14 protein-coding genes are annotated in these 19,630 nt (G+C 49.3%); 8 read left to right on the top strand and 6 right to left on the bottom strand.

The annotated features are described in order from the left end of the window. Positions 1–232 precede the first annotated feature (232 nt). Positions 233–1,030, bottom strand: a complete 798-nt coding sequence (locus tag ACO0LF_RS29555; RefSeq protein ID WP_423020698.1) for a hypothetical protein — start codon at positions 1,028–1,030, stop codon at positions 233–235. Positions 1,031–1,142: 112 nt separating this feature from the next. Between ACO0LF_RS29555 and ACO0LF_RS29550 the strand changes: the two genes are divergently transcribed. After that, the gene (locus ACO0LF_RS29550; RefSeq protein WP_423020696.1) at positions 1,143–1,385 is read left to right on the top strand and encodes a helix-turn-helix domain-containing protein; all 243 of its coding nucleotides are present in this window, start codon (positions 1,143–1,145) and stop codon (positions 1,383–1,385) included. A gap of 49 nt (positions 1,386–1,434) precedes the next feature. Here ACO0LF_RS29550 and ACO0LF_RS29545 read toward each other — a convergent pair whose 3' ends face one another. The 5 genes from ACO0LF_RS29545 to ACO0LF_RS29525 form a co-directional block, all read right to left on the bottom strand. Then, entirely contained in the window at positions 1,435–2,409 is a 975-nt protein-coding gene (locus ACO0LF_RS29545; RefSeq protein ID WP_423020700.1) for a hydrolase or metal-binding protein, read from the bottom strand. Between the two features lie 186 nt (positions 2,410–2,595). After that, complete coding sequence (locus ACO0LF_RS29540) at positions 2,596–3,624, bottom strand: YqaJ viral recombinase family protein (protein WP_423020694.1); 1,029 nt, start codon at positions 3,622–3,624, stop codon at positions 2,596–2,598. A 174-nt stretch (positions 3,625–3,798) separates the two neighbouring features. Further along, positions 3,799–4,758, bottom strand: a complete 960-nt coding sequence (locus ACO0LF_RS29535) for a DUF932 domain-containing protein (RefSeq protein ID WP_423020692.1) — start codon at positions 4,756–4,758, stop codon at positions 3,799–3,801. Positions 4,759–4,942: 184 nt separating this feature from the next. Further along, the gene (locus tag ACO0LF_RS29530) at positions 4,943–5,317 is read right to left on the bottom strand and encodes a hypothetical protein (RefSeq protein WP_423020690.1); all 375 of its coding nucleotides are present in this window, start codon (positions 5,315–5,317) and stop codon (positions 4,943–4,945) included. A 100-nt stretch (positions 5,318–5,417) separates the two neighbouring features. Further along, a complete protein-coding gene (locus tag ACO0LF_RS29525) occupies positions 5,418–5,747 on the bottom strand; it encodes a hypothetical protein (RefSeq protein ID WP_423020688.1) in 330 nt (109 codons plus the stop codon). A gap of 343 nt (positions 5,748–6,090) precedes the next feature. On the opposite strand from ACO0LF_RS29525, the gene ACO0LF_RS29520 reads away from it, so the two are divergent. The 7 genes from ACO0LF_RS29520 (at position 6,091) to ACO0LF_RS29490 (ending at position 19,609) form a co-directional block, all read left to right on the top strand. Beyond that, entirely contained in the window at positions 6,091–7,014 is a 924-nt protein-coding gene (locus tag ACO0LF_RS29520; protein WP_423020686.1) for a HamA C-terminal domain-containing protein, read from the top strand. Positions 7,015–7,017: 3 nt separating this feature from the next. Then, entirely contained in the window at positions 7,018–9,141 is a 2,124-nt protein-coding gene (locus ACO0LF_RS29515; protein ID WP_423020684.1) for a DEAD/DEAH box helicase, read from the top strand. A 568-nt stretch (positions 9,142–9,709) separates the two neighbouring features. Continuing rightward, on the top strand, positions 9,710–11,605 hold the full coding sequence (locus tag ACO0LF_RS29510) for a hypothetical protein (protein WP_423020682.1): 1,896 nt from the start codon (positions 9,710–9,712) through the stop codon (positions 11,603–11,605). After that, positions 11,602–13,119, top strand: a complete 1,518-nt coding sequence (locus tag ACO0LF_RS29505) for a hypothetical protein (protein WP_423020680.1) — start codon at positions 11,602–11,604, stop codon at positions 13,117–13,119. Before ACO0LF_RS29510 ends, ACO0LF_RS29505 begins: the two co-directional genes overlap by 4 nt. Continuing rightward, on the top strand, positions 13,119–18,548 hold the full coding sequence (locus ACO0LF_RS29500; RefSeq protein ID WP_423020678.1) for an FtsK/SpoIIIE domain-containing protein: 5,430 nt from the start codon (positions 13,119–13,121) through the stop codon (positions 18,546–18,548). Before ACO0LF_RS29505 ends, ACO0LF_RS29500 begins: the two co-directional genes overlap by 1 nt. Beyond that, entirely contained in the window at positions 18,535–19,236 is a 702-nt protein-coding gene (locus tag ACO0LF_RS29495; RefSeq protein WP_423020676.1) for a hypothetical protein, read from the top strand. Before ACO0LF_RS29500 ends, ACO0LF_RS29495 begins: the two co-directional genes overlap by 14 nt. Then, entirely contained in the window at positions 19,223–19,609 is a 387-nt protein-coding gene (locus ACO0LF_RS29490; RefSeq protein ID WP_423020674.1) for a nucleoside 2-deoxyribosyltransferase domain-containing protein, read from the top strand. The genes ACO0LF_RS29495 and ACO0LF_RS29490 overlap by 14 nt, the downstream gene beginning before the upstream one ends. Positions 19,610–19,630 lie beyond the last annotated feature (21 nt).

The following is a 19,630-nucleotide window of genomic DNA, read 5'->3' as shown; positions in this document are numbered from 1 at the left end:
TTGAAACAACTTCATCTGGATCTGAAAGAACTGGGATTTGAAGGGTCGTATGACCGGGTGGCCGCCTTCGCCAGGAAGTGGAAGGTGGATCAAACTGACAGGGTCAATTCAGCTAGCAAACGCACACTAATGCGTCAGATAGATAGAACTTCTGATTCCATTTGAGTGATATGTGCTCGAATTTAATAGGCGCGGAAATGAATTCGTTGAGATGTGTCGTGAAGCGGTATTTTCAATAAGGTTTGTTGATAGTGAGATACTCACCAGCGCTCGTTTCAATGGCCGTTATTTGTAGTTCTGCCGAAAAGTTCTTTTCTTGGGCATCCGTTAAGCTGCGCAAATCTCGTGACAGGAAATCTACTATCCTGTATGAAAGGAAAATATCTTTAGTGTCATCGATGTTGCCTCGTGGCTTATTTTTGATGACTATATGCTTTGATTCACCGCGCAATAGTGGTGTGTCGAATGTGTATGTTGAAGGATCCGGTGTTGCCTTCGATCCTTCCCCGTAGATGATGGAAAGGGTGTAGTGAAAACGTGCTACAGGGAATTGAGTACCGTTTTTAACGTCAATTGCCACTGCTATCTCATCAATAGGCCATGAAACATTTTCTGCTCTTCTTCGCATCATGGTTGCATTTGTGATTACCCCGGAAAATGCGTCAACAATCGCCTTTTCTTTGGCTGCAGCTTGCTCACCGATTTTCGTCGCAGCTAGCTGTTCGGCTTTTCTTTGAGCCTCTATTTGCGCTGACTCGCGTCGAATTTCTTCAGCTCTTGCGTGAAGCTCTTTGGCAGTTTTGCCGTCAACTTCCTTAAAGGAGGAATCATTGTGAGTCATTGCATAGGTAGAGATATTGGCAACGTCCCAACTCAACTGACGACTTTCTTCTGGTGATAGTTTTGAATGCATATCCTTCAGCGAGTTCATAAACGTGTCGCCATTTTTGCCGTCTATTTTGGGTGCGCACCCGGATAGAAAGAAGATCGCAGAGCAGATTGCAACGACTAAATTGAATTTTGAGTTCATAAGGGATGTCCATTCAGTAGATCAAAAGGTATTGGTAATCTGGATTGAAATAATATCATGTGCTACTTAAACTCTGTAGACTTAAAGTCATCTAAAAAGCAACCTTTGGCTTGTGAAAACCAAAGACAAAAAGTTGCTAGCCAGAGAACCCGCCAAGATTCGTTTTGGTGTGAGACTTCGTCATGCACGCGAAATATTGACTTTATCGCAAGAGGTTTTGGCTGAAAAAGCCGGACTTCATCGAACTTATATTGGTCAAGTCGAAAGAGGTGAACGCAATATTTCCATCGACAATATGGAAAAATTGGCTGAAGCAGTTGGTTTAGAAGTGTGGGATATGTTACGTCCAGAGTAATAGGTAAAGATAAAAACTGCATCTTTATCGAAAGGCCGAATTTTTGTCGTTATTGTTTTCCATTACATGGCTTCTGTGAGCCGGGCGACATTACCGCTAAGTTTGCGTTGGAGATTTTCTTATCTAGTTTTTCTTTCAAGCTAATCACGGGTTTCACGAGCGCAGGAAGCGTCTTGTCTGAAGCGTTGCTGTCATACGCTGTTGCGGGATATGAATCCCTAGACTCAGGATAAAATTCCTCCAGCGTTTCCAGAGTTTCCTCTGCACTTTCCTCAAAAGCCCCATTGGCAAATCCCTGTAGCGCAGCCCTGTCGAGCGCGGCCTGATCAAACCCACATTCTTTACGTCGGTGATCCATTTCTCTGGCAGCAGCAATGGCAGCCTCCAGCGTCAACCCTTCCCGCACCGTTAAATCGACGTAATAAATCGCCGACCTATGACTCATGTTGGTGCTCTTACCCCTGAGCCGCAGTTCTAGAGGCAGACAGGCCAGCAGGTTGCCTGACACTGCCTGGTAATAACTGAGCCTTGCTGCCAGGGTACGGATACTGTTAAACCCCGTGGTCCTGAAAATAAAACTACCCAGTTCGTCCTCATCCCCGATCTGCACATTCAGACGCCCGTAGGGTTTGCAAGCCCCATTCTTCGCCAGCTCGCAGCCATCCGGTGAAGGGCAGGGCAGGTTCTGCATCCCTGAAGCAGTAAAGCGCCGGCAAGTCTCCCCGTTCCCGACACACAGAGGCCGCCCCGTCTGCCGGTCAAACATGTTATATTCCGCTCGCAAGTTCAAGTCAGGCTCATTGAACAGAACTCTCACGGGTATTGAGCGAAGCTTGTCCACTCCAGCTTTCTTGCGCAACTCCTCATCCAATGGATGATTTACCCAGCCATTGCGCCCTTGTACCTGTGAAGTGATAGTGAAGAAATCTTCCTTTACTGGCAGGCGCTTGCCGTTCCTCTCAACGACGCTGCCTATAGAAATTCGCCCCAGAATGGGTGGTGTGATGGCTAAACCTTTAATCATCATGATCCTCAAAATAAAAAAGAAAGCCCGTCCTGCCAAAGACAGAAACAGGCTGCTTGTATGGGTTGTGGAAATGTTTTGTAGAAATGCCTGGAAAGAGTGATGCATAGGCTTGAGTGAGCATCTCCGCAGTAAAGTACAGAGAGGCGTCGTACTATGCCGCTCAACACAGTGTGAAAAAACAATTCAAGCTTCTCTACCGACTGGTTTTGGTGTCAGTAAAAACCGCCGACTGCCCGCCCTGACCAGAGGATAACGCTCCAGCAAATCCGGCTGATCTTGCAATAGCTTCTCGACGTCCAGACGCAAGCTGTCCTTGGCCCGTTTCCAGCTGACCCGGCCACTATCAAAAATGGCCGTGCTCGCTTGCCCCAGGCGTTGCTGTATCTGCTGCGCCAGCAAAGCGGCCAGTTCTTCCCGGCTATCGATATCCGCCCGCAGATTCACCAGGTCAGCAAAAATCGCTGACATGTGTGTATCCACAGTCAGATCCAGATGATTCCCGGCATCCTGCGGATACAGACAGCGCAAAGCCATATCTGCTGATTCCGAGCCATCTGCAGGTGGTGGCGTATCCGTTTCCACGTAATGCCAGAACTGCCTTTCCAGTTCTATGAGACGGGCAATCAGCTCATCATCACGGGTAATACGGTAAATCCTTATTTCCTGACCACAGACCAATACGCAGACATCCGCAGCAGCCTTGCCAGTGACAGCAAGCTGATGCTGTACCTGGCAGACGATGTATTCAGGTACACCATCGCGCCACAAGCGCACACCAAATTCACCGGCAGTCTTGCATTCCAGGATTTGCACATCTGGTGCGCCAGTCACTTCCCGGTCTATATTCGCCAGCATCCAGGACTTGTCCGAGTCAGGATGCTGGAGCACAGCGTTAATCTTGCGCACTCGGTTACCGGTGCGGCGGGTATAGTGGGCTGCAACGATGGGCTCCAGCAGGCTACCCCAGTAGGTAGGGCTGGTTTCATCATTGGGATCGATTTTAGGCAAATCCGTATCCCGGCCAGTCTTGATCATCCACAATTCCAGTGGCGACTGGTAGGGATTCAGGCCGACGGCAGTACCGGCATCACTGCTGCCTATGCCATGCTTCCTGACAGTCAGCCAGTCATCCCGGCTGAGTTCCTTGGTCTTGACCAGCTTCAAGGCTGCTCGGTTCTGTTTGGGTAGAACATTGATATGTGCGGCAGACATGAAAGTCTCCAGGTTGAAAAGAATCTATAGGTATAAAAAAGCAAAAAGCCCGGTCAACAAAAGCGACCGGGCAGGGGAGTGGACATTACCAGTTTATTGTGCCCGTAATGGCCAAAGGCACTTGTTGTTGTGGGCAGGCCTGATGACCTGCACTGCTGCTGACAGCAAAGCTGCTTAAGCCACCATCAGCAAAGCCTGATCCAGCGCCTTCTGCTTCAGAGACGCCCCCTGACCAAACCAGGCCGATTCCAACCTGTGGTCAGTGGTGCGTGCTCTCTTCTGATGATCAACATATTCAGTGACAGAATTCAGTAAACCAAATGCAGTGCCCTTGGAAGAACTGAGTTCAGCACCTTTGCCCTGACCGTCGTAAAGCTCCTGCACTTTCTTCATGGCACGTTCATTGGTCAGGCCCGAGGCAGTATTGCCAGGATCAGTAAACACGCGCAGGAAGTAGTTCATCGCTTCATGCGATTTGACCTTACGCTCAGACAGTGTCTTCATGCGGTACATGAAGGCATCCCAGGAAGCAACAGAAATACCCAGTTGACGCTTGACGGCTTGCGCATCAAAGTTCGTGTTATGTGGCACCTTGACAGCGCCACTACTATTATTCAATGCAACCGCCAGGGTGTTATTGCAAACCACCCGGATACTTGTGAACTGTGCAGTCGTCGCCAGACTGCCATCACAGGCAGTAGCCAGTAACAGATAGGCCTTGACCACATCATTGCCCTTGATGGTGGCTGACTGATTGGTTTTGGCCAGTGCCCAGACCTTGCGGCCTTCTTTGAGGACACCGGCAGTTTCCAGCTCGAAGCCCGATACTTCCGTCAAGTCACGGTAAAACTCCAGGATTTCGCGTGGTTGCACTACCTGATAGCGGTTGGATACGACTGACAAGGCAGCTTTTGTATCAGATCGGTAGAGTACTTTTTGTTCCGGGAAAGTCATGATTGCACCCAGACTACCGGCGCTTTCCGTCATAAAGCGAACAGGGGATTCCTTGATGTCAAATGCCATACCAGTTTGTTTGGCCCAGACTTCTATGGGTTGCTTGGCAGTGAGTTGATTGCCCAGGCCATGCCAGGGGACTTCATTGACGTAAGCCATGGTTTCGATGAGGTGTGCCATATGAGATTTCCTAAATTGAGAATAGAGATACGCACGCAGTCAGTAGTTGAGACGGAACGGAAGAGCAGCAGAGCAGCAGAAGCAATTCAGCTCAATGATGACGATGCGCGAGGGGGATTAAATGAAGGTATGAAGAAATGGGTAGTGCGATGAGTAAAGCCGATCAGCGATAAAAACGGCAGCTTCACTGGGTTTGTGCACTGAAGTGATAACCACAATCCTGGCATTCGTAATTGTCCAGAATGCGGTCATCCACCACCTGGCCCAGTTTGACACCGACAGAGCAACCGGTGGCACCACCGACCAGACCGCCAATGAGGGCACCGGCCAGTGTGCCGAGGGCGATGCCGAGCGGGCCACCGGCAGCACCAATGGAAGCACCGACTTCAGCGCCACCAATCAAACTGGCTGTACCTGCGGCGACACCAGCGACTGCACCGACTGTGCCGCCAGTCTTCTTGCCGTAATTTTTAATATGGATGCGGGTTGAGTTGCAGCAGGGGCAGGCAGGGGCTGAGAATGCTGAAACGTTTAATCGGGACGTGTTGACTTCTGACATGAGATGCCTTTTAAAGAGTTGAAAAGGAAGGGAAGTACCAGGAGGTGAAACTATGCTCGAAAGAATTTTCTGAGCGAACTGCAAGAAGGGTAAAACGACCTCAGGGTTTGCCTAGCATCATCCTCAGCATCCAGACTCTGGACAGTGACACCAGAAACAATACAAGCAGGGTGAAGACTGCAAAATCCATGTCCACATTGTCGTGGACGGCAAGGAACATATAGGTAATCAGGGAAATGAAAAAATACAGGCAGACTCGGAGATAGCTGCGGTTTCTCTTACGGGCGACGGCTTTTACCAGGGCTGGACGGGATTTGATTGCCTCATGCAGATCAGCTGCGTTTGAAGCTTTTAGCAATGGGTAATACAAGGTCATTGCAAAAATCGTGAGGATGGCGTTGACGAGCGAAAAGAAGAGATTGTGGTCCATGAAGATTCCTTGGTTTGGAGGTCTAATCAGAAGTGAGAAGTTGACTGGGCACTAGGAAAGAAGATTGCCTGATTCCATTTTGGTGATATGTATCTGAGATTTATTTGAATGGTGCTTGATTAATCTCAAACATTTTTAGTGACATAAGCAATGAATTATTGTAAATTTATTACTTAATATTGGCTACGCACCGCAGGCGACCGTTATAACTATGTGAAAATTTGTCTTGGTACTAGAACAATGTGGTGTGTTTATCACTGACATTGCCAAGGCAACTGAAGTCATGTTTGATCGCTTGGTATTTTCATGCTTCACAGACTAATGACCGGATGTTTACCTCAGCATGAGCTTTCAATTCAACATACTTATCGACGACATTTTTTTAGCGCTAAACACAACGGATGGTTTAGCACCCATTGATAGAAAGCATGTGCTGAGTATCGCCAATGGTTTTGAGGACGGAAAATGGAGATTTTCCAATTTTCAAAGTTTTATTTGGGATAACATTGCTGAAACTGCGCTATCGCAACGAGAGCGAGAGAGTTTAGTCAACAGATCGCAAAGTCAACTTATTGCCGCAGCGAAAAATCTTCGTCTGACCGACAAAACAGAAGATATAGGCAAAGGAAGCGAACTCGCCGAGATAGTACTTTATGGAGTAATGAAAAATCACTACAGCGCATTACCTGTTGTACCGAAAATATTTTATAAACAGAATCCGCAGGATAATGCTAAGGGAGCGGATAGCGTACATATCGTTCTGGAAGGGACGGATGAGTTTTCTCTCTGGTTCGGCGAAGCAAAGTTTTACAATAGCATTGAGGATGCCCGTCTCGGAGCTGTAATAGATTCTATTAGAAATGCACTTGATACGGACAAGCTTAAGAAAGAGAACACAATCATTGCTAATGTTCAGGATATTGACAGACTTGTGCAGGACACTTCCCTACGCGATAAAATCAAGTCTGCCATTGGCAGCAGAAATTCTATTGACGACATAGCGACAAAAATTCATGTTCCGATACTTCTGATCCATGAATGCCAGATTACGTGCTCGGCCTCCACGTTTGACGATGCGTACAAGAATGCAATTATTGAGTTTCACAAGGATAGAGCTAATGTCTATTTCAAGAGTCAAATTTCAAAGCTGAATTCGATTCATAAATATCCAAAAATCAGCTTTCATTTAATTCTCCTCCCAGTTCCTAACAAAAAGGTGATCGTCGATAAGTTTATCTCCAATGTCGAGCACTATAAGGAACAATGACACATGGAAAACGACTTGTTCGACAAGTGCAGTAAGGTTAACGATCTTATCGCCAGCGGAAAAGAAGCACTGGCTCGTGATGAGCTAATACAGATTCTTGATCATTGTGAAACTAGCCGGACAGCATATTCACCATTGATTAATCACTTAATCCGAGAAACTGGGCTTTACCCCTACTTGAAAGTGGAGTCGTCAGCCTGGCAGGACCGGTTTGTTTATGAGACTTTCAAAGTAAATATTGGAACCGGAGAGCCTGCAACACTACATCGAGAACAGTCAGCTTTGTTGCGTGCACTGATTGATGGACAGAACCTAGCGATCAGTGCGCCAACAAGTTTTGGAAAAAGCTTTGTGATAGATTCTTTTATCGCCATAAGGAAACCAAAAAATGTCGTGATCATCGTACCGACAATTGCTTTGGCAGATGAAACAAGACGGCGACTGCATAGGAAATTTTCAACTTCGCACAAAATCATAACCACGGCAGATGTCGAACTCGCGGAAAAGAACATCTTCATATTTCCCCAGGAGCGTGCAATTGGCTATGTTAATAAAATTGTTGAACTCGACATCCTGATAATTGACGAATTCTATAAGGCAAGTGCAAAGTTCGACAAGGAGCGTTCGTCGTCGTTACTACGGGCTATTCTAAAGCTGAGTGATCTCGCGAAACAACGGTATTTCCTGGCGCCGAACATATCCAATCTGAATCAGAGCGCGTTCACGAGAGGAATGGAATTTAGGAAATTCGAATTTAACACTGTTTTTCTTGAGAAAAAAGAGCTATTCAAGGAAATAAAAAACGACGAAGTGAAGAAGAGTCAGTGTCTCTTGGATATCATTAAAGGAAGCAAGGCAAAGTCGCTCATTTACGCAGGCACATACTCTAATATAGACAAGGTTGCCAACCTGTTGATCGACAACACCTTACCAGTCAAGAGCAAGTTACTGTCTGCATTCGAATCATGGCTTTCAAAAAACTATGATAAGAACTGGCATTTGACTAGCCTGGTAAAGCGCGGAACGGGGATACATAACGGACAATTGCATCGCTCACTGAGTCAAATACAGGTTCGCTTGTTTGAAGAGCCTGACGGCTTGATGAACATCATATCAACTTCATCGATTGTTGAAGGAGTAAATACCTGCGCAGAAAATGTGATTATTTGGCGAAACAAGAATGGCAAGTCCAATCTCAACGACTTTACTTATAAGAACATCATTGGCCGTGGAGGCCGTATGTTCCGCCACTTCGTCGGCAAAATTTATATACTTGAAAGCCCTCCTGCAGATGAGCAAACTACATTAGAACTTGAGATGCCAGATGACCTCCTGCGTACCATTGATGAGGAAAAATATAAAAAAGAACTGACAAGCGAACAGATCAAGACAATCACAGACTACAAAACGGAGATGGGGGCTTTAGTCGGTCAAGCAAGTTTCGCGTCCATGTTGCAGGAAAATGCATTTCAGTCCAGCGATTCATTCCTGCTAAAGCGAGTCGCTGCTGATATTAGATCAAATCCCAATGGATGGAATGGACTCGGTTTTTTAAATTCACCTGACCCTGACGATTGGGACCGTTTGCTATATAAGGTTATTAATTTACAGCCTGGAGCATGGGACATCGAATATGGACGCTTCGTTGAATTTATTAAGGTGTTATCCAAGAATTGGAGCCTAACGATACCTGAACTCCTTCGTGCACTTGACAGCATAGACATAGGCATTGATCAATTTTTTAAATTGGAGCGTAACGTCGTGTTTAAATTTGCTGCGCTACTCTCTGACGTTAATGTCCTGCAGGGCGCGATCCTAAAGGACAAGAAGTATGATGTATCCTCTTTCGTGACTCGGCTTTCATTTGCATTCCTACCGCCTATCGTGTTTCAACTTGAGGAATATGGATTGCCGCGAATGTTAAGTCGCCGCCTTCACAAAGCTCAAATAATCAATTTTGAAGACCAAGGGTTGACGCTTCATAAGGCGATTGAATTGTTGAGGGATATTGGTTTGGGCAAGACTAAATCAATAGTGAGCGGACTTGATAAGTTTGATCTCTACTTGCTTGAGTATTTTTTTGATGGGATATGTGTTGGCGATGGGCAGGAAGGGGGTAGCCAATGATATTGCGATTTGAAGATGTTTGGTCCTCTTAAAGAAGTACATAATGTTTTTCCAGTTAGACATCGGTATTCTTCTTTTTGATGTGTGGAAGAGATAACTTTGCAAACTCAATGACGTTGCCACAAGGATCGACTACAAGGGAGCTGTGATCTTGCCCCTAAATCTCATGGTGCGCTTCAGTCGCTGCATGCTTGGCTTGCAGATTGGCCTTTTTGCGATGAATACATTGCCAATTTCTCTTCAAAATCGTGTGGATAATGTTTCAACGTGTACTCACGCACGCAGATCGACTGTAAAAGAAATAAGTTAAAAATGGTAGGTGGCATCAGTCCGTCATGGAGGTGATTTCCATCACGAAAAATCCATAGTGCTTCGCAATAGTGAGAGCTTATAATGCAACATTATTAACTGGAGCTACTATGAAAATTCTATTGTGTATGAGCACATGGATTCAATAGCCTGGCGTTTGCGTTTGGTGTTGAACTGTTTGGGCGGTTCGCGAGCAGAAGCAACATTCTAGTCGAGCGATTCGTGACGACACATACAAAAACTATAAAGGGGTGGTCAATTGACAGAGCAAAACACGGTTGCCAATGAGGTGGGTGTACCGCCATCAAGCACTTGGGTTCGTTTTCTACGTTCCTACGGCCCAACGCCGAACAATTTAAACTTGTTCGACGAATACATTACGGGTGCACTTAATCGAACGAAGGTCGACCCAATTACGTTGATTAGCCCTCAGCTTGACAAAATTATTGCGCGTGTAAAGTCGGGTGCCCCCGGGTCCCTGTTAATTGCTGGTACTGCTGGCGATGGTAAAACTTACCACTGTAGAGGTTTGTGGAATGCGTTGGGCGGATCCTCCAAGGCGTGGGCAGACTCGAGTTTGGTCAAGGAATTGACATTGACCGACGGACGAGTTGCGGTATTCGTCAAGGATCTTAGCGAATTGCGCGACGAGCAGAGTGACGAAGTCTTGATGATGTTCGAACGGTCCACGTTGGATGGTGATGATTCGAAATTCATGGTGATTGCTGCGAATCATGGTCAAATGCTTGAGCGTCTGCGCGATCTAGGAGTACGTCAAGGACGAGAACATCCGTTGAAGAAGCCGCTCCAAGACGCATTTTTGCTAGCGGGTGAGCCGCCTGATAGGCTAGCGCTGTTCGATTTGAGCCGAATCGCCCATCGGGATTCTTTGGTTGATGTAGTGCGGGCTGTGTCGGAGCACAAGGAGTGGGGTAACTGTGCTTCTTGCGCGCTCCAGGCGAACGGTCGCGTCTGCCCCATTTCGGAAAATCGACGCAGGTTGCTTGGCGGAAATGGAGAGGCGGCGTTCGTTCGCCGATTGGGCGACTTGGTGGATATCGCACGTCTTAACGGGTGGCATTTGCCAGTTCGCGATTTGCTTGCCTTGGCCTCAAACATGATCCTCGGACATCCAATGGCCAAGGAAGGTTTGATGGCTTGCTCGGATGTAGCAAGGATACAGGCGGAGGGGGCGAACGAGTTGGCGTCTCTCTATGGGAATGTTTTCGGTGCGAATTTACCTCCGCGCAGGGCAATGGAGCGGCCGGTTTTCAAGGCTTTGGCGTCGTTCGGCATTGGTGCAGAGTCATCAAGCGGGGCGGATGGCCTGCTTGTCTATGGCCACGATGATTTCAAGCTTGCAGATTCATTTGCACGTCTTGTCGCTAGCGATTCCATATATGGTGCGACCCCGGGTTATCTCTCCGCCTTGGAGCGTTATTTGGAAGGTGAGGAATCTGCTAGATTGGAGAGCGAAACCGACGAATTCATGGCGAGATTGGAATCGCAGAGACGCAGACTGTTCTTCACGCTGCCCGATCGTGAGGAGGCCTACCCTTTTTGGGAAATGACCGCGTTCAGGTTTGGCGGAGATTACTTAGAGACCATCAAAGCACTGACCGAGCGTAGGGCTATTAGCGACAGCGTTCGATCGAAATTGGTTCGTGGACTTAATCGCGTGATGACCGGTCTGTTAATTGAGAATACAGACAATATTTTCGTCGCGAGCTCCGGAGGTTTTACTCAATCGCGTGTGAGCGTGCTGTGTGACACCGAAGCCCCAGCCAAGCGAGATCGCGGCATTGGAATGATGATGAAGCTCGACAAGCAGACTGATCGAGCATGCCTGGACATTGCGTTGGCTCCCGGAGCTGGGAATTCCGTATCGTTTCCGCTGTCTCCAATCCGGTTCGAATTTCTCTGTCGCGTGGCCATGGGGGCCTTGCCTGGAAGCTTCTCTAATGAATGCTTAGAGGACATGCTTGCGTTCAAGGCGAAATTGCTTCGGAAGGAGGAGATGCTTCGAGACTCTCGGCCCGAAGGCGAAGACGAGGAGGAAGGCGTTGAAGATAACTCGATCAAACTACGGTTCATTGAAATAGAGCAGCATGGCCTTGGATTCTCCCGGCCAGTTACAGTGAGGATTTCTGTGTGAGGAAAAAAATAAATAATGTCGACTTCGCAGTCGACGAGCACATTTGGGGTCATCGCCTCTACGATGAGCAACTGCCGCATTTGACGGTGCTAGAATTCTTGGGAGTACTTGGCTCAAACACAAACGCACCATTGGCTGGACTTCCGGAACAGGTTCGTTATAGGCCTCAGCGACAGATTCGCCTTCGGGGTCTGCTGTTCAATAATCCCTTCGTCGAATCGATACGCGAGCGGGCAATTTCCGATGAAGAGAAATGGCGAGAATGGATGGATCGTTTCGCGGAAAATTCTACCAAGCTTGGTGATGAGGACATGGGTTACCTGCGCGGGGTTTTCTCGAGCTTTGACGATTTCGCCAAAGCCATTGAGCTCCTGCGTTCTTCCGCGTTCGAGGCTCGAAGCAATAAACGCTGGAGTTCCAAATTCGTATTTCCCTTCGGACCGGACGCCTTGTATGAGGATCTACGTATCGACGCGAAGGGGGGAGCTTCCAATGACCGACGGTTCTTCGCTCGCACTGGCGAACTGCTTTACTTAATGCTTTCCAGAGCAAAGAGCGGTCCAGAGCTCGGTAACAAGCTTGTTGAACGGCTTTTTGATTCGAGCAAGACGATGAATCGGCTCGCGAAGGCGATGCAGGGCGAAGCTCAATTGGTGGAGAGCGCCCGTGAAGTGGGTCCACTCCCATATGACAGTCATCCGAGATTCGACAGAATGTGCGATGATTGGCTGGCGATTCTATCGCGCGACATGCCAGTCTATGATGCTTTGGAGCACATGATCATCAATGCAGGACTGAATTTGCTATTGTATTTCCTTGAGTGCGCAAAGACGGTTTCTGGCGATGCCGAGCCGGTAGAAATTGTATGCGAAATCATCGCGCAACGAACCAAGGTTAGAGCGCTTTCGGGAGATTCATACCAAGCAAACCAAGCCTTGTCCGTTAGGGCAATCCGAGCCGAGGTGGAGAGCGTGAAGCGCGACCCGCGTTGGGAAATCGCGATGCAATCGAGCAATCCGCAAGGTGGGTGCTTAGACTTGATGCGCGAAATGTTCCAATGGCCAACAGACGACAAGGACGATGAGGAATATGTAAATCTGCCTGGTGATGAACTCGTATCCAAACTTATAGAGAAGGCCGAATCGCGCCATGAGCAACATGTAGGTAAGATTCATGCAACATGGTCCAAGGCAATTGGGTTGAGCTCCCGGCGTCTTGCACGCAGGAATCGCTACGCCCCCACTGACCGCTTACTCAAGACTTTGGTGATTACCATAGTTGACAGCCGTATGCAGTTTGACGAATTTCTCAGTGAGGTCAAGAAGCGATACGGTATCGTAATTGGCGACGTGGAGGGAGCTCGACTTGTGATGGAAAAGAGAGTAGACCAAGAGGCACTCAGCGACAACTGCAAGAATCTTGAAACGCGTCTTGTTGGTCTCGGATTAGTCCGCCGTCTATCCGACTCGTGCTCATTCGTTGAAAATCCATTTGGTTACAAAGGAGAAGAATAATGCTGGCCGATCGCATCATTGGACGCGTTGGCGCCGACATTCTTGCAGAACGGCTGGCCGATTCGAGGCAAGCCGACGGACGTCTCTCAGACACAGCGGCACTTTTTAGACTCGACAAGTTGTCTTCGGCGCAAATCGCTTCGATCGTACGCGAAATACTGGCTAACCCAACACTGCTGGCCCAGGTAGATCTTCGCATACCAGCATCCTTAGTTGAAGGTCAGGGTTTGCCTTCAGAAGCGCTGACAGACATGAACGCTGGGGCAGTTCGCAATGCGGGAACTGATAAGGAAGCCCTGTTGACTGCCAACGGGAACGAGCACAATCTCGCGGATACACTGGGCCATGTTACAGCGCTGGGTGCCAAAGAATTTCGAGCCAATGAAGGTGCGTGGGTGGCGGCGACATGCCACGCTGCCGCGATAACGCCAACTCCTGAAGATCGTGGCGTGTTCAGGGCAGCTCTCAAGGGGTTGATCTCTACGTCAGAACTGTCCCTGGACCAACTCGCTGATTTCTGCTCAATGGTGAGCGAGGGCTCGATAGTCCAAGGTTTGGCTATCAGGGATGCTTTGGGCTGGGCGTTGCCCTGTGTGGGACTTCCTCGCGATACATCATTCTTTTCCAACGCGAAGACCTTTAGCCAAGCCATCGGCCCTTGGAAGAAGGCATTTGAAAAACTAATCGTCAATCGTGCTCCACTTTTGATGAGAATGAGGGCGAATGGACAGCCATTGGATCCTGAGGAAATGCTTCTGAGGCTCGCAGAGAACGCAAGTGCGATTGATGATAGTGTCCGCGTGGTCTTGGAGTCATTCATCAATGCACCCTTCGGCGCTGACGAACAAACATCTGAGGCGGTCGCGATGCTCGAATGGGAGCGAGACGGAGTCCACTTTATATTCGATAAGCCTAGGGTCCAACAGCGCGGCCTTGCCGACGCGACCTTGCATTTTTTTGATAATCAATGTTCCGACGACGACGTACTCGACCGGCACTGGCGCAAGCACTTGGACGAGTTGCGCGCGCGTGAACGGCGGCCAGACTGGACAGAGGATGAAGACGAAGCATTTTTCGAACTTCACCGCCGCTATTTGGAGCAAGACAAGGTTCTGCACAGTCGATGGGAGAAGGCGATCTTTGGTAAGGCCATTGAATGCCACGACTTCCTGGATGGGTTCACTGACGCCGCGTACCGACTGGTGTCCGGTGCTGGTGACAGCAAGAAAGAACGCATTCTCCGATTCACTGTAACTAAGGGCCGCAAAGAATGGCGCGAGCGATTCAATCATGATGTCGGAGCCTATTTCTCGTCGATGTATCGCGGGATCGAGGAACTTATGGGATCAAAGGTAGAGTGGAAGGTCGCGAGAATGGGGAGCGCCAATTTACCCGATCCCTTGTTCCAGTATCCGGCTTACTTCGCGCGTGAATTGGAAATACTGGGAAAGATCAAACCTTGTACTTCGCTCTCCAAATCTGCGATCCAAATCAAGTTCGAAGTCGCCTTGATTGAATGCCCTGGTGAGCGTGAAAAGATATTAGACAAGACACAGCTAGTTTGGTCCTACCGCCCTGATTCTATTGGACTTTCCATGGTTGATGACATGCTCCGTCTCAAAGAGAAGGGCTCAGTTGGTCGGTCGGAAGTTCCTCGACGCGTGGTTAGCAAGAAGGGTGGTGTTCAAAGTGTCTCTCTGCTTGACACATCAACGCTCGAGGCGACCTATTCTCGCGATGCTGGCTCCCTTGTTCCGCAAGTGGCCAAGCTGGGCAGTTTGCGACAGCACATCAAGCAGCGAATTAGCGAGCTCGCCGCCGAGGACCGGATCAGTACCGAGCAGAAGACTGAGCTTAGGGCTGCATGGGATCTGTTTGAGGATGACTACGTTAAAGCGCTTGACGACTTCATCGATGTTGGATTGCACGGCGAAGCCGTGCTCAGGCAAGCCGAGTCATTCGGTTTCTTGCTGCGCGCACTCGCCGTTCATGCGCGTGGAGACGTCTGTCGGTCCAAGCTGGTCGCCGAAGTGCTATCAATCGGCACCGTAAAGGTACTCGGCGAGCAGCCGTGCCTGATCATTCCGCCTTGGCATCCCGAACGGATGAAGGCATTGGCGGTTAAGACTCGCCGCGTCGCAGGTTTGGTAACTCACATACTCGGAAATAACAATGTCCTTTTCGGCGATCGGGGCATATTCTTCCGGGAATTCGCTGAGGAACTTGCTCATCCATTCTATCCAGAGATCGCAGTGACCCATCGCGGCGGCGCTCCGCTGCTCGTTTCCGAGTGCAGCACTGTAAACGGATACAGCCTATTTGAGCAGCCGGTTCGCGATGGTGACGAGTCCATGACCGACGTCGACCCGTCGGCTGCAGCCAAGCAGGTACGCGAGCTGCTTCAGCGTTATATTGGGTTACAGCCTCACGAGGCGAGCAACCTGAGCGTTCTTCTCTACAATACCGATGCTGCAGAGCTTCCATTGGCAGTGGTGCGGGAGTTATCGAACATGCAGGCCGAGACCGGGTTTCAATGCAGCATTTCGGTTCGGCATCGAGATCCAGGAAAGCTCAGGCGTGTGTATGCGGAGCTTGTGACCAAATCCGGCGACGACCCAGATTTACCGGTCGTTAGCGAGACCTCTGAGAACTTTATCTCCAAATTGCGAATTTCGGTTTCGCCATCATCGGCGACCCCGATTTCGGCAGATGATGGCTTCCGAGCCTTTGACGTGGCATTCCTTCATGATGTGGTGTCGCGCACTGCTGGCGTCGAATGGATTCCAGTGGATTGGACAAACGAGCGTCCGAGCTTGGAGCACGCCCCGTCTAGATGGTCATACCGCAGCGTTTCTGGCGAGAATGAACTCAAATCGACGACATTCTTAACCTGCCCAAGGCAGACCGCCTCAGGGTGGGCATATGTCTCAGCAGTGGCATCAGTGGTACGTCAGACGGATTCCCCCCCCGGTGCATCGTTCCTGCCCGCACGCCGTATTTCGCTTCAAAATGAAGCTCTGAGTGGGACGATGAGCGATGCCCATGCTTTGGCCGAATGGGTGGCGACTTATGATGAGCTGCTTGATAAGCGACAACTGCAGGCAAATGGCGTGACTGTGGTGCGCTATCGAAGATCATCAACCAATGGTCGAAACATGATCGTGAGTTCTACCTCTGAGCTGCGGTTACTAGGTGTGCTTGCGCGTCGCAGGCTCGCAGAACTTGGGTTACCATTCAGTCCGCAGGTATACGATGTTGTGGCGTCCAGGATGAAAAGGGATGCTCTGTCAGTGTCTGGCGACATTGTGCTGCGGGCTGCCAAGCGTGGTGTGTCAGCTGGTGAGATGGTTGGTTTGGTGCTGAGTCGTTATATGCTTGAACATGAATTCAAAGGCATCGCCAGCAAATCCCGCCAATCGTTTAGTGTCTTTTTCCTGTTGGACGACTACGCTGATTGGCTCGCCCAAAAAGAGAGCCGCATCGCTGACATTCTCGGTCTTTGCGTTGAGGAACGTGACGACGGTCCACATCTGCATGTGGCTGTAGTGGAATGCAAGTATGTAGGTGCCGACGGCATCGCGGAAGCCCGTAGGTCGTCCAAAGCGCAGCTAATAGCGACTTTGTCGACCTTCCGCGCGGCGCTGTTCGGTGATCCAGGACGGCTGGATCGGGATGTGTGGCTCTCGCGCTTGGCTGATATGCTGATTGATGCGGATATTCCGTCGGGATGTTCTGGTCTGCTAGAGCGAGCACGATCTAGTCTGAGGGATGGCGCAGCGGAGATTTCTTTAAAAGGCTACTCGCATGTATTTGTTCACACCGCTGATTCAGGCGCTGGCCATTCTGCGTCCGAACAGATATTGATAGATGCAACTGAAGGAATACAGGCTTGGCAAGAGGTATTCGATCGGTCGGAGCTACGATCGCTGGTGGAGGCATATGCTGCTAAGGTGAATCCGGCCTCGATCCGCTCGAAGCTGGGGCCAGAGGAGCCTTGGGCTGTCGCTGTGACGCGCCCCCCGGCAGCTCGGGTCGCATGGACATCCACGATGGAGCGGCTCGCGTCGAGCGGTGAGAGTATTGATGATCCAGTATTGGAGGAAGGCACGGCAGTTTTTTCTGGTTCTTCTGAACCGCAAATTTCCAATTTGGTGGCTGCGGAAGTAATTAACTCCCCAAAGAAGGCATCGTTAGGTGAGCAGACTTCTGACTCTGCAGTTGTGAGAGATGACACGCATTTGGGTAGATTGGTGGCTGCGAAGGCGGCTGCACAATCAAGCGCGGTCGACGAAAGGGACGTATGGGCCGAAGAATCGACCCGCAAACTTAAAACTGCTTTGAATAGCTACGGAATGCAAGCTGTAGTGCTGGGCACTCGTCTGACTCCGAACGGATGTTTGGTCAGACTGGCTGGTTCCGACAAACTGCGTGTTGAAGATATCGAAGCCAAGCGATTACAACTTCTCACAACCCATGCGATTAACCTTGTGACAGTGCAACCGAAGCCTGGCGCGATCGTAGTCACTATCGCTGCGGAGAAGCGCAAGTCTGTTTCATTGTGGGATTTGTGGGCGCGTCGGGTTACAAACCGTAACGCGGCAGGTATCAATACTTCATTTGTTTTAGGCCTTCAAGAGATCAATGGATCGTTGCTTTATTTGAATTTGGGTTCTGAGTTTGGCGGTCTTTCCACGCATGAACCTCATTCATTGGTAGCAGGCGCTACTGGTAGCGGCAAATCGGTCTTGATCCAGGCGATCATGCTCGACATTGCCGCGACGAATCCGAAGGATCTGGCGCAGATCGTATTGATCGACCCCAAGATGGGCGTTGACTACGCAGTTTTGGAAGACTTGCCCCACATGCGGGAGCCAATCGTCACAACAAAGGAGCGAGCAACCGAAGTGCTCAAGGAATTAGTTGAGGAAATGGAGAATCGATACAGAACCTTCGCTCCTGCCCGCGCGCGCGATCTAACAACGTTCAATGCGAAAGCTGCGCCCGAGGACAAGCTACCAATGGTTTTTCTCGTGCATGATGAATTTGCTGATTGGATGCTTGACGACACCTATAAGGCTGCGGTCGGAGCTGCAGTTCAGCGACTAGGCGTCAAGGCGCGAGCGGCAGGCATCCATCTTATCTTCGCGGCCCAGCGGCCAGACAAAGACGTCATGCCTATGCAGTTGCGTGAGAATTTAGGGAATCGCCTGATTTTGAAGGTCGCTAGCGAGGCAACATCGAAGATTGCATTGGATCGATCAGGAGCAGAGCTATTGCTTGGCAAGGGGCATTTGGCGGCGAAGCTCAATGGAGAGCAAGGATTGGTATTCGCGCAAGCACCATTTATGTCGGATGAAGACATCGGGCTTGCTGTCGAAGCCATCGCAAGAGATCAAGTCTATCATAGGAGTAGCAATGAAAATGGATGACACTATGGAGTCGATTGCGCGATTCTTTAATGACCTTATTGGCAGCATTCTTCCAGGAGTCGTGCTTGCAGTTGGCTTGTCCATTATGCATTTAGGACCATCCAAGATTGCCGAGGCTAGCAAGTCCTTGGAAAATGCCACATTGACGTTAACCGTCATCGGGCTAATGTTTGCTGTCGGACACATCCTAATTGCGATTTTTGATCTTGTGTTTCAGCCAGTTTTGCGGGCATGTAGAATACTGAAGGGGTTCGATGAAGTAGAGGCAATGGAGCGTCAGTCATATAGACTCTTCGCTGAGCTGGTTAATAAATTTCAAAGCGTCGATGCTACCAAAGTTAATGCCGAGTGGGATTACAAAGATCTTCGCAGCGTCGCGCTTTCTGTGTCCGCGGAGGGAGCGTCGTTAGGGCGTAGATTTACGTTCATTTCATTGCTATGTAATGGTGTGGGCACAGCTTTGGTGATTATGTTGATAGATTTCTTGAGTTGCCTGGCCTTGAATCAAAACTTGCTGTTTCACCATGTTATTGCTTTGAACTGGGTTGTGCAAAGCGTGCTTATTTTATTTGCCTCCGTAGCGCTCTTCAAACGTGGTGAGGATTTTTATGGTAAAGCGATGGCAACACCATTTTCAATAGCAGTAGCAGAGCTCAAATTGAAACGAGAAAACAATGTCGCAGAGTGATCATCGAAAAGTGATTTATCTGGCTGGCGGATTCAAATCCGGCTGGCAGAACAAGGTCATGACTCAGTTACCAAGCTATGATTTTCTCGATCCGAGTCTGCACAATATTCAAGATGCGGCGGAATACACCCGATGGGACTTAGATGCTATCCGCGCGAGCGATATTGTTTTTGGCTATATGGAGTCGACAAATCCAGGTGGGTATTCGCTTGCGTTGGAGATCGGTTTTGCCCATGCGCTAGGTAAAGCAGTACTGTTTGTCGATGAAATCAAGGATCCGTCGGTGAGCCGGTATTTCGAGATGGTTCGTCAATGTTCAGATAACGTATTTACTACGTTATCTGAAGCTATTGAGTATTTGCGTAAGAACTGAGGGCCATTAATGCTTGGCTGG

Origin of the sequence: Undibacterium sp. Di27W, from assembly GCF_049340345.1 — a bacterium.
In the GTDB taxonomy this organism is placed as follows: Bacteria; Pseudomonadota; Gammaproteobacteria; order Burkholderiales; family Burkholderiaceae_D; genus Undibacterium.
Note: the sequence above shows the minus strand (reverse complement) of the source record. Positions and strands in the feature narration are given on the sequence as shown.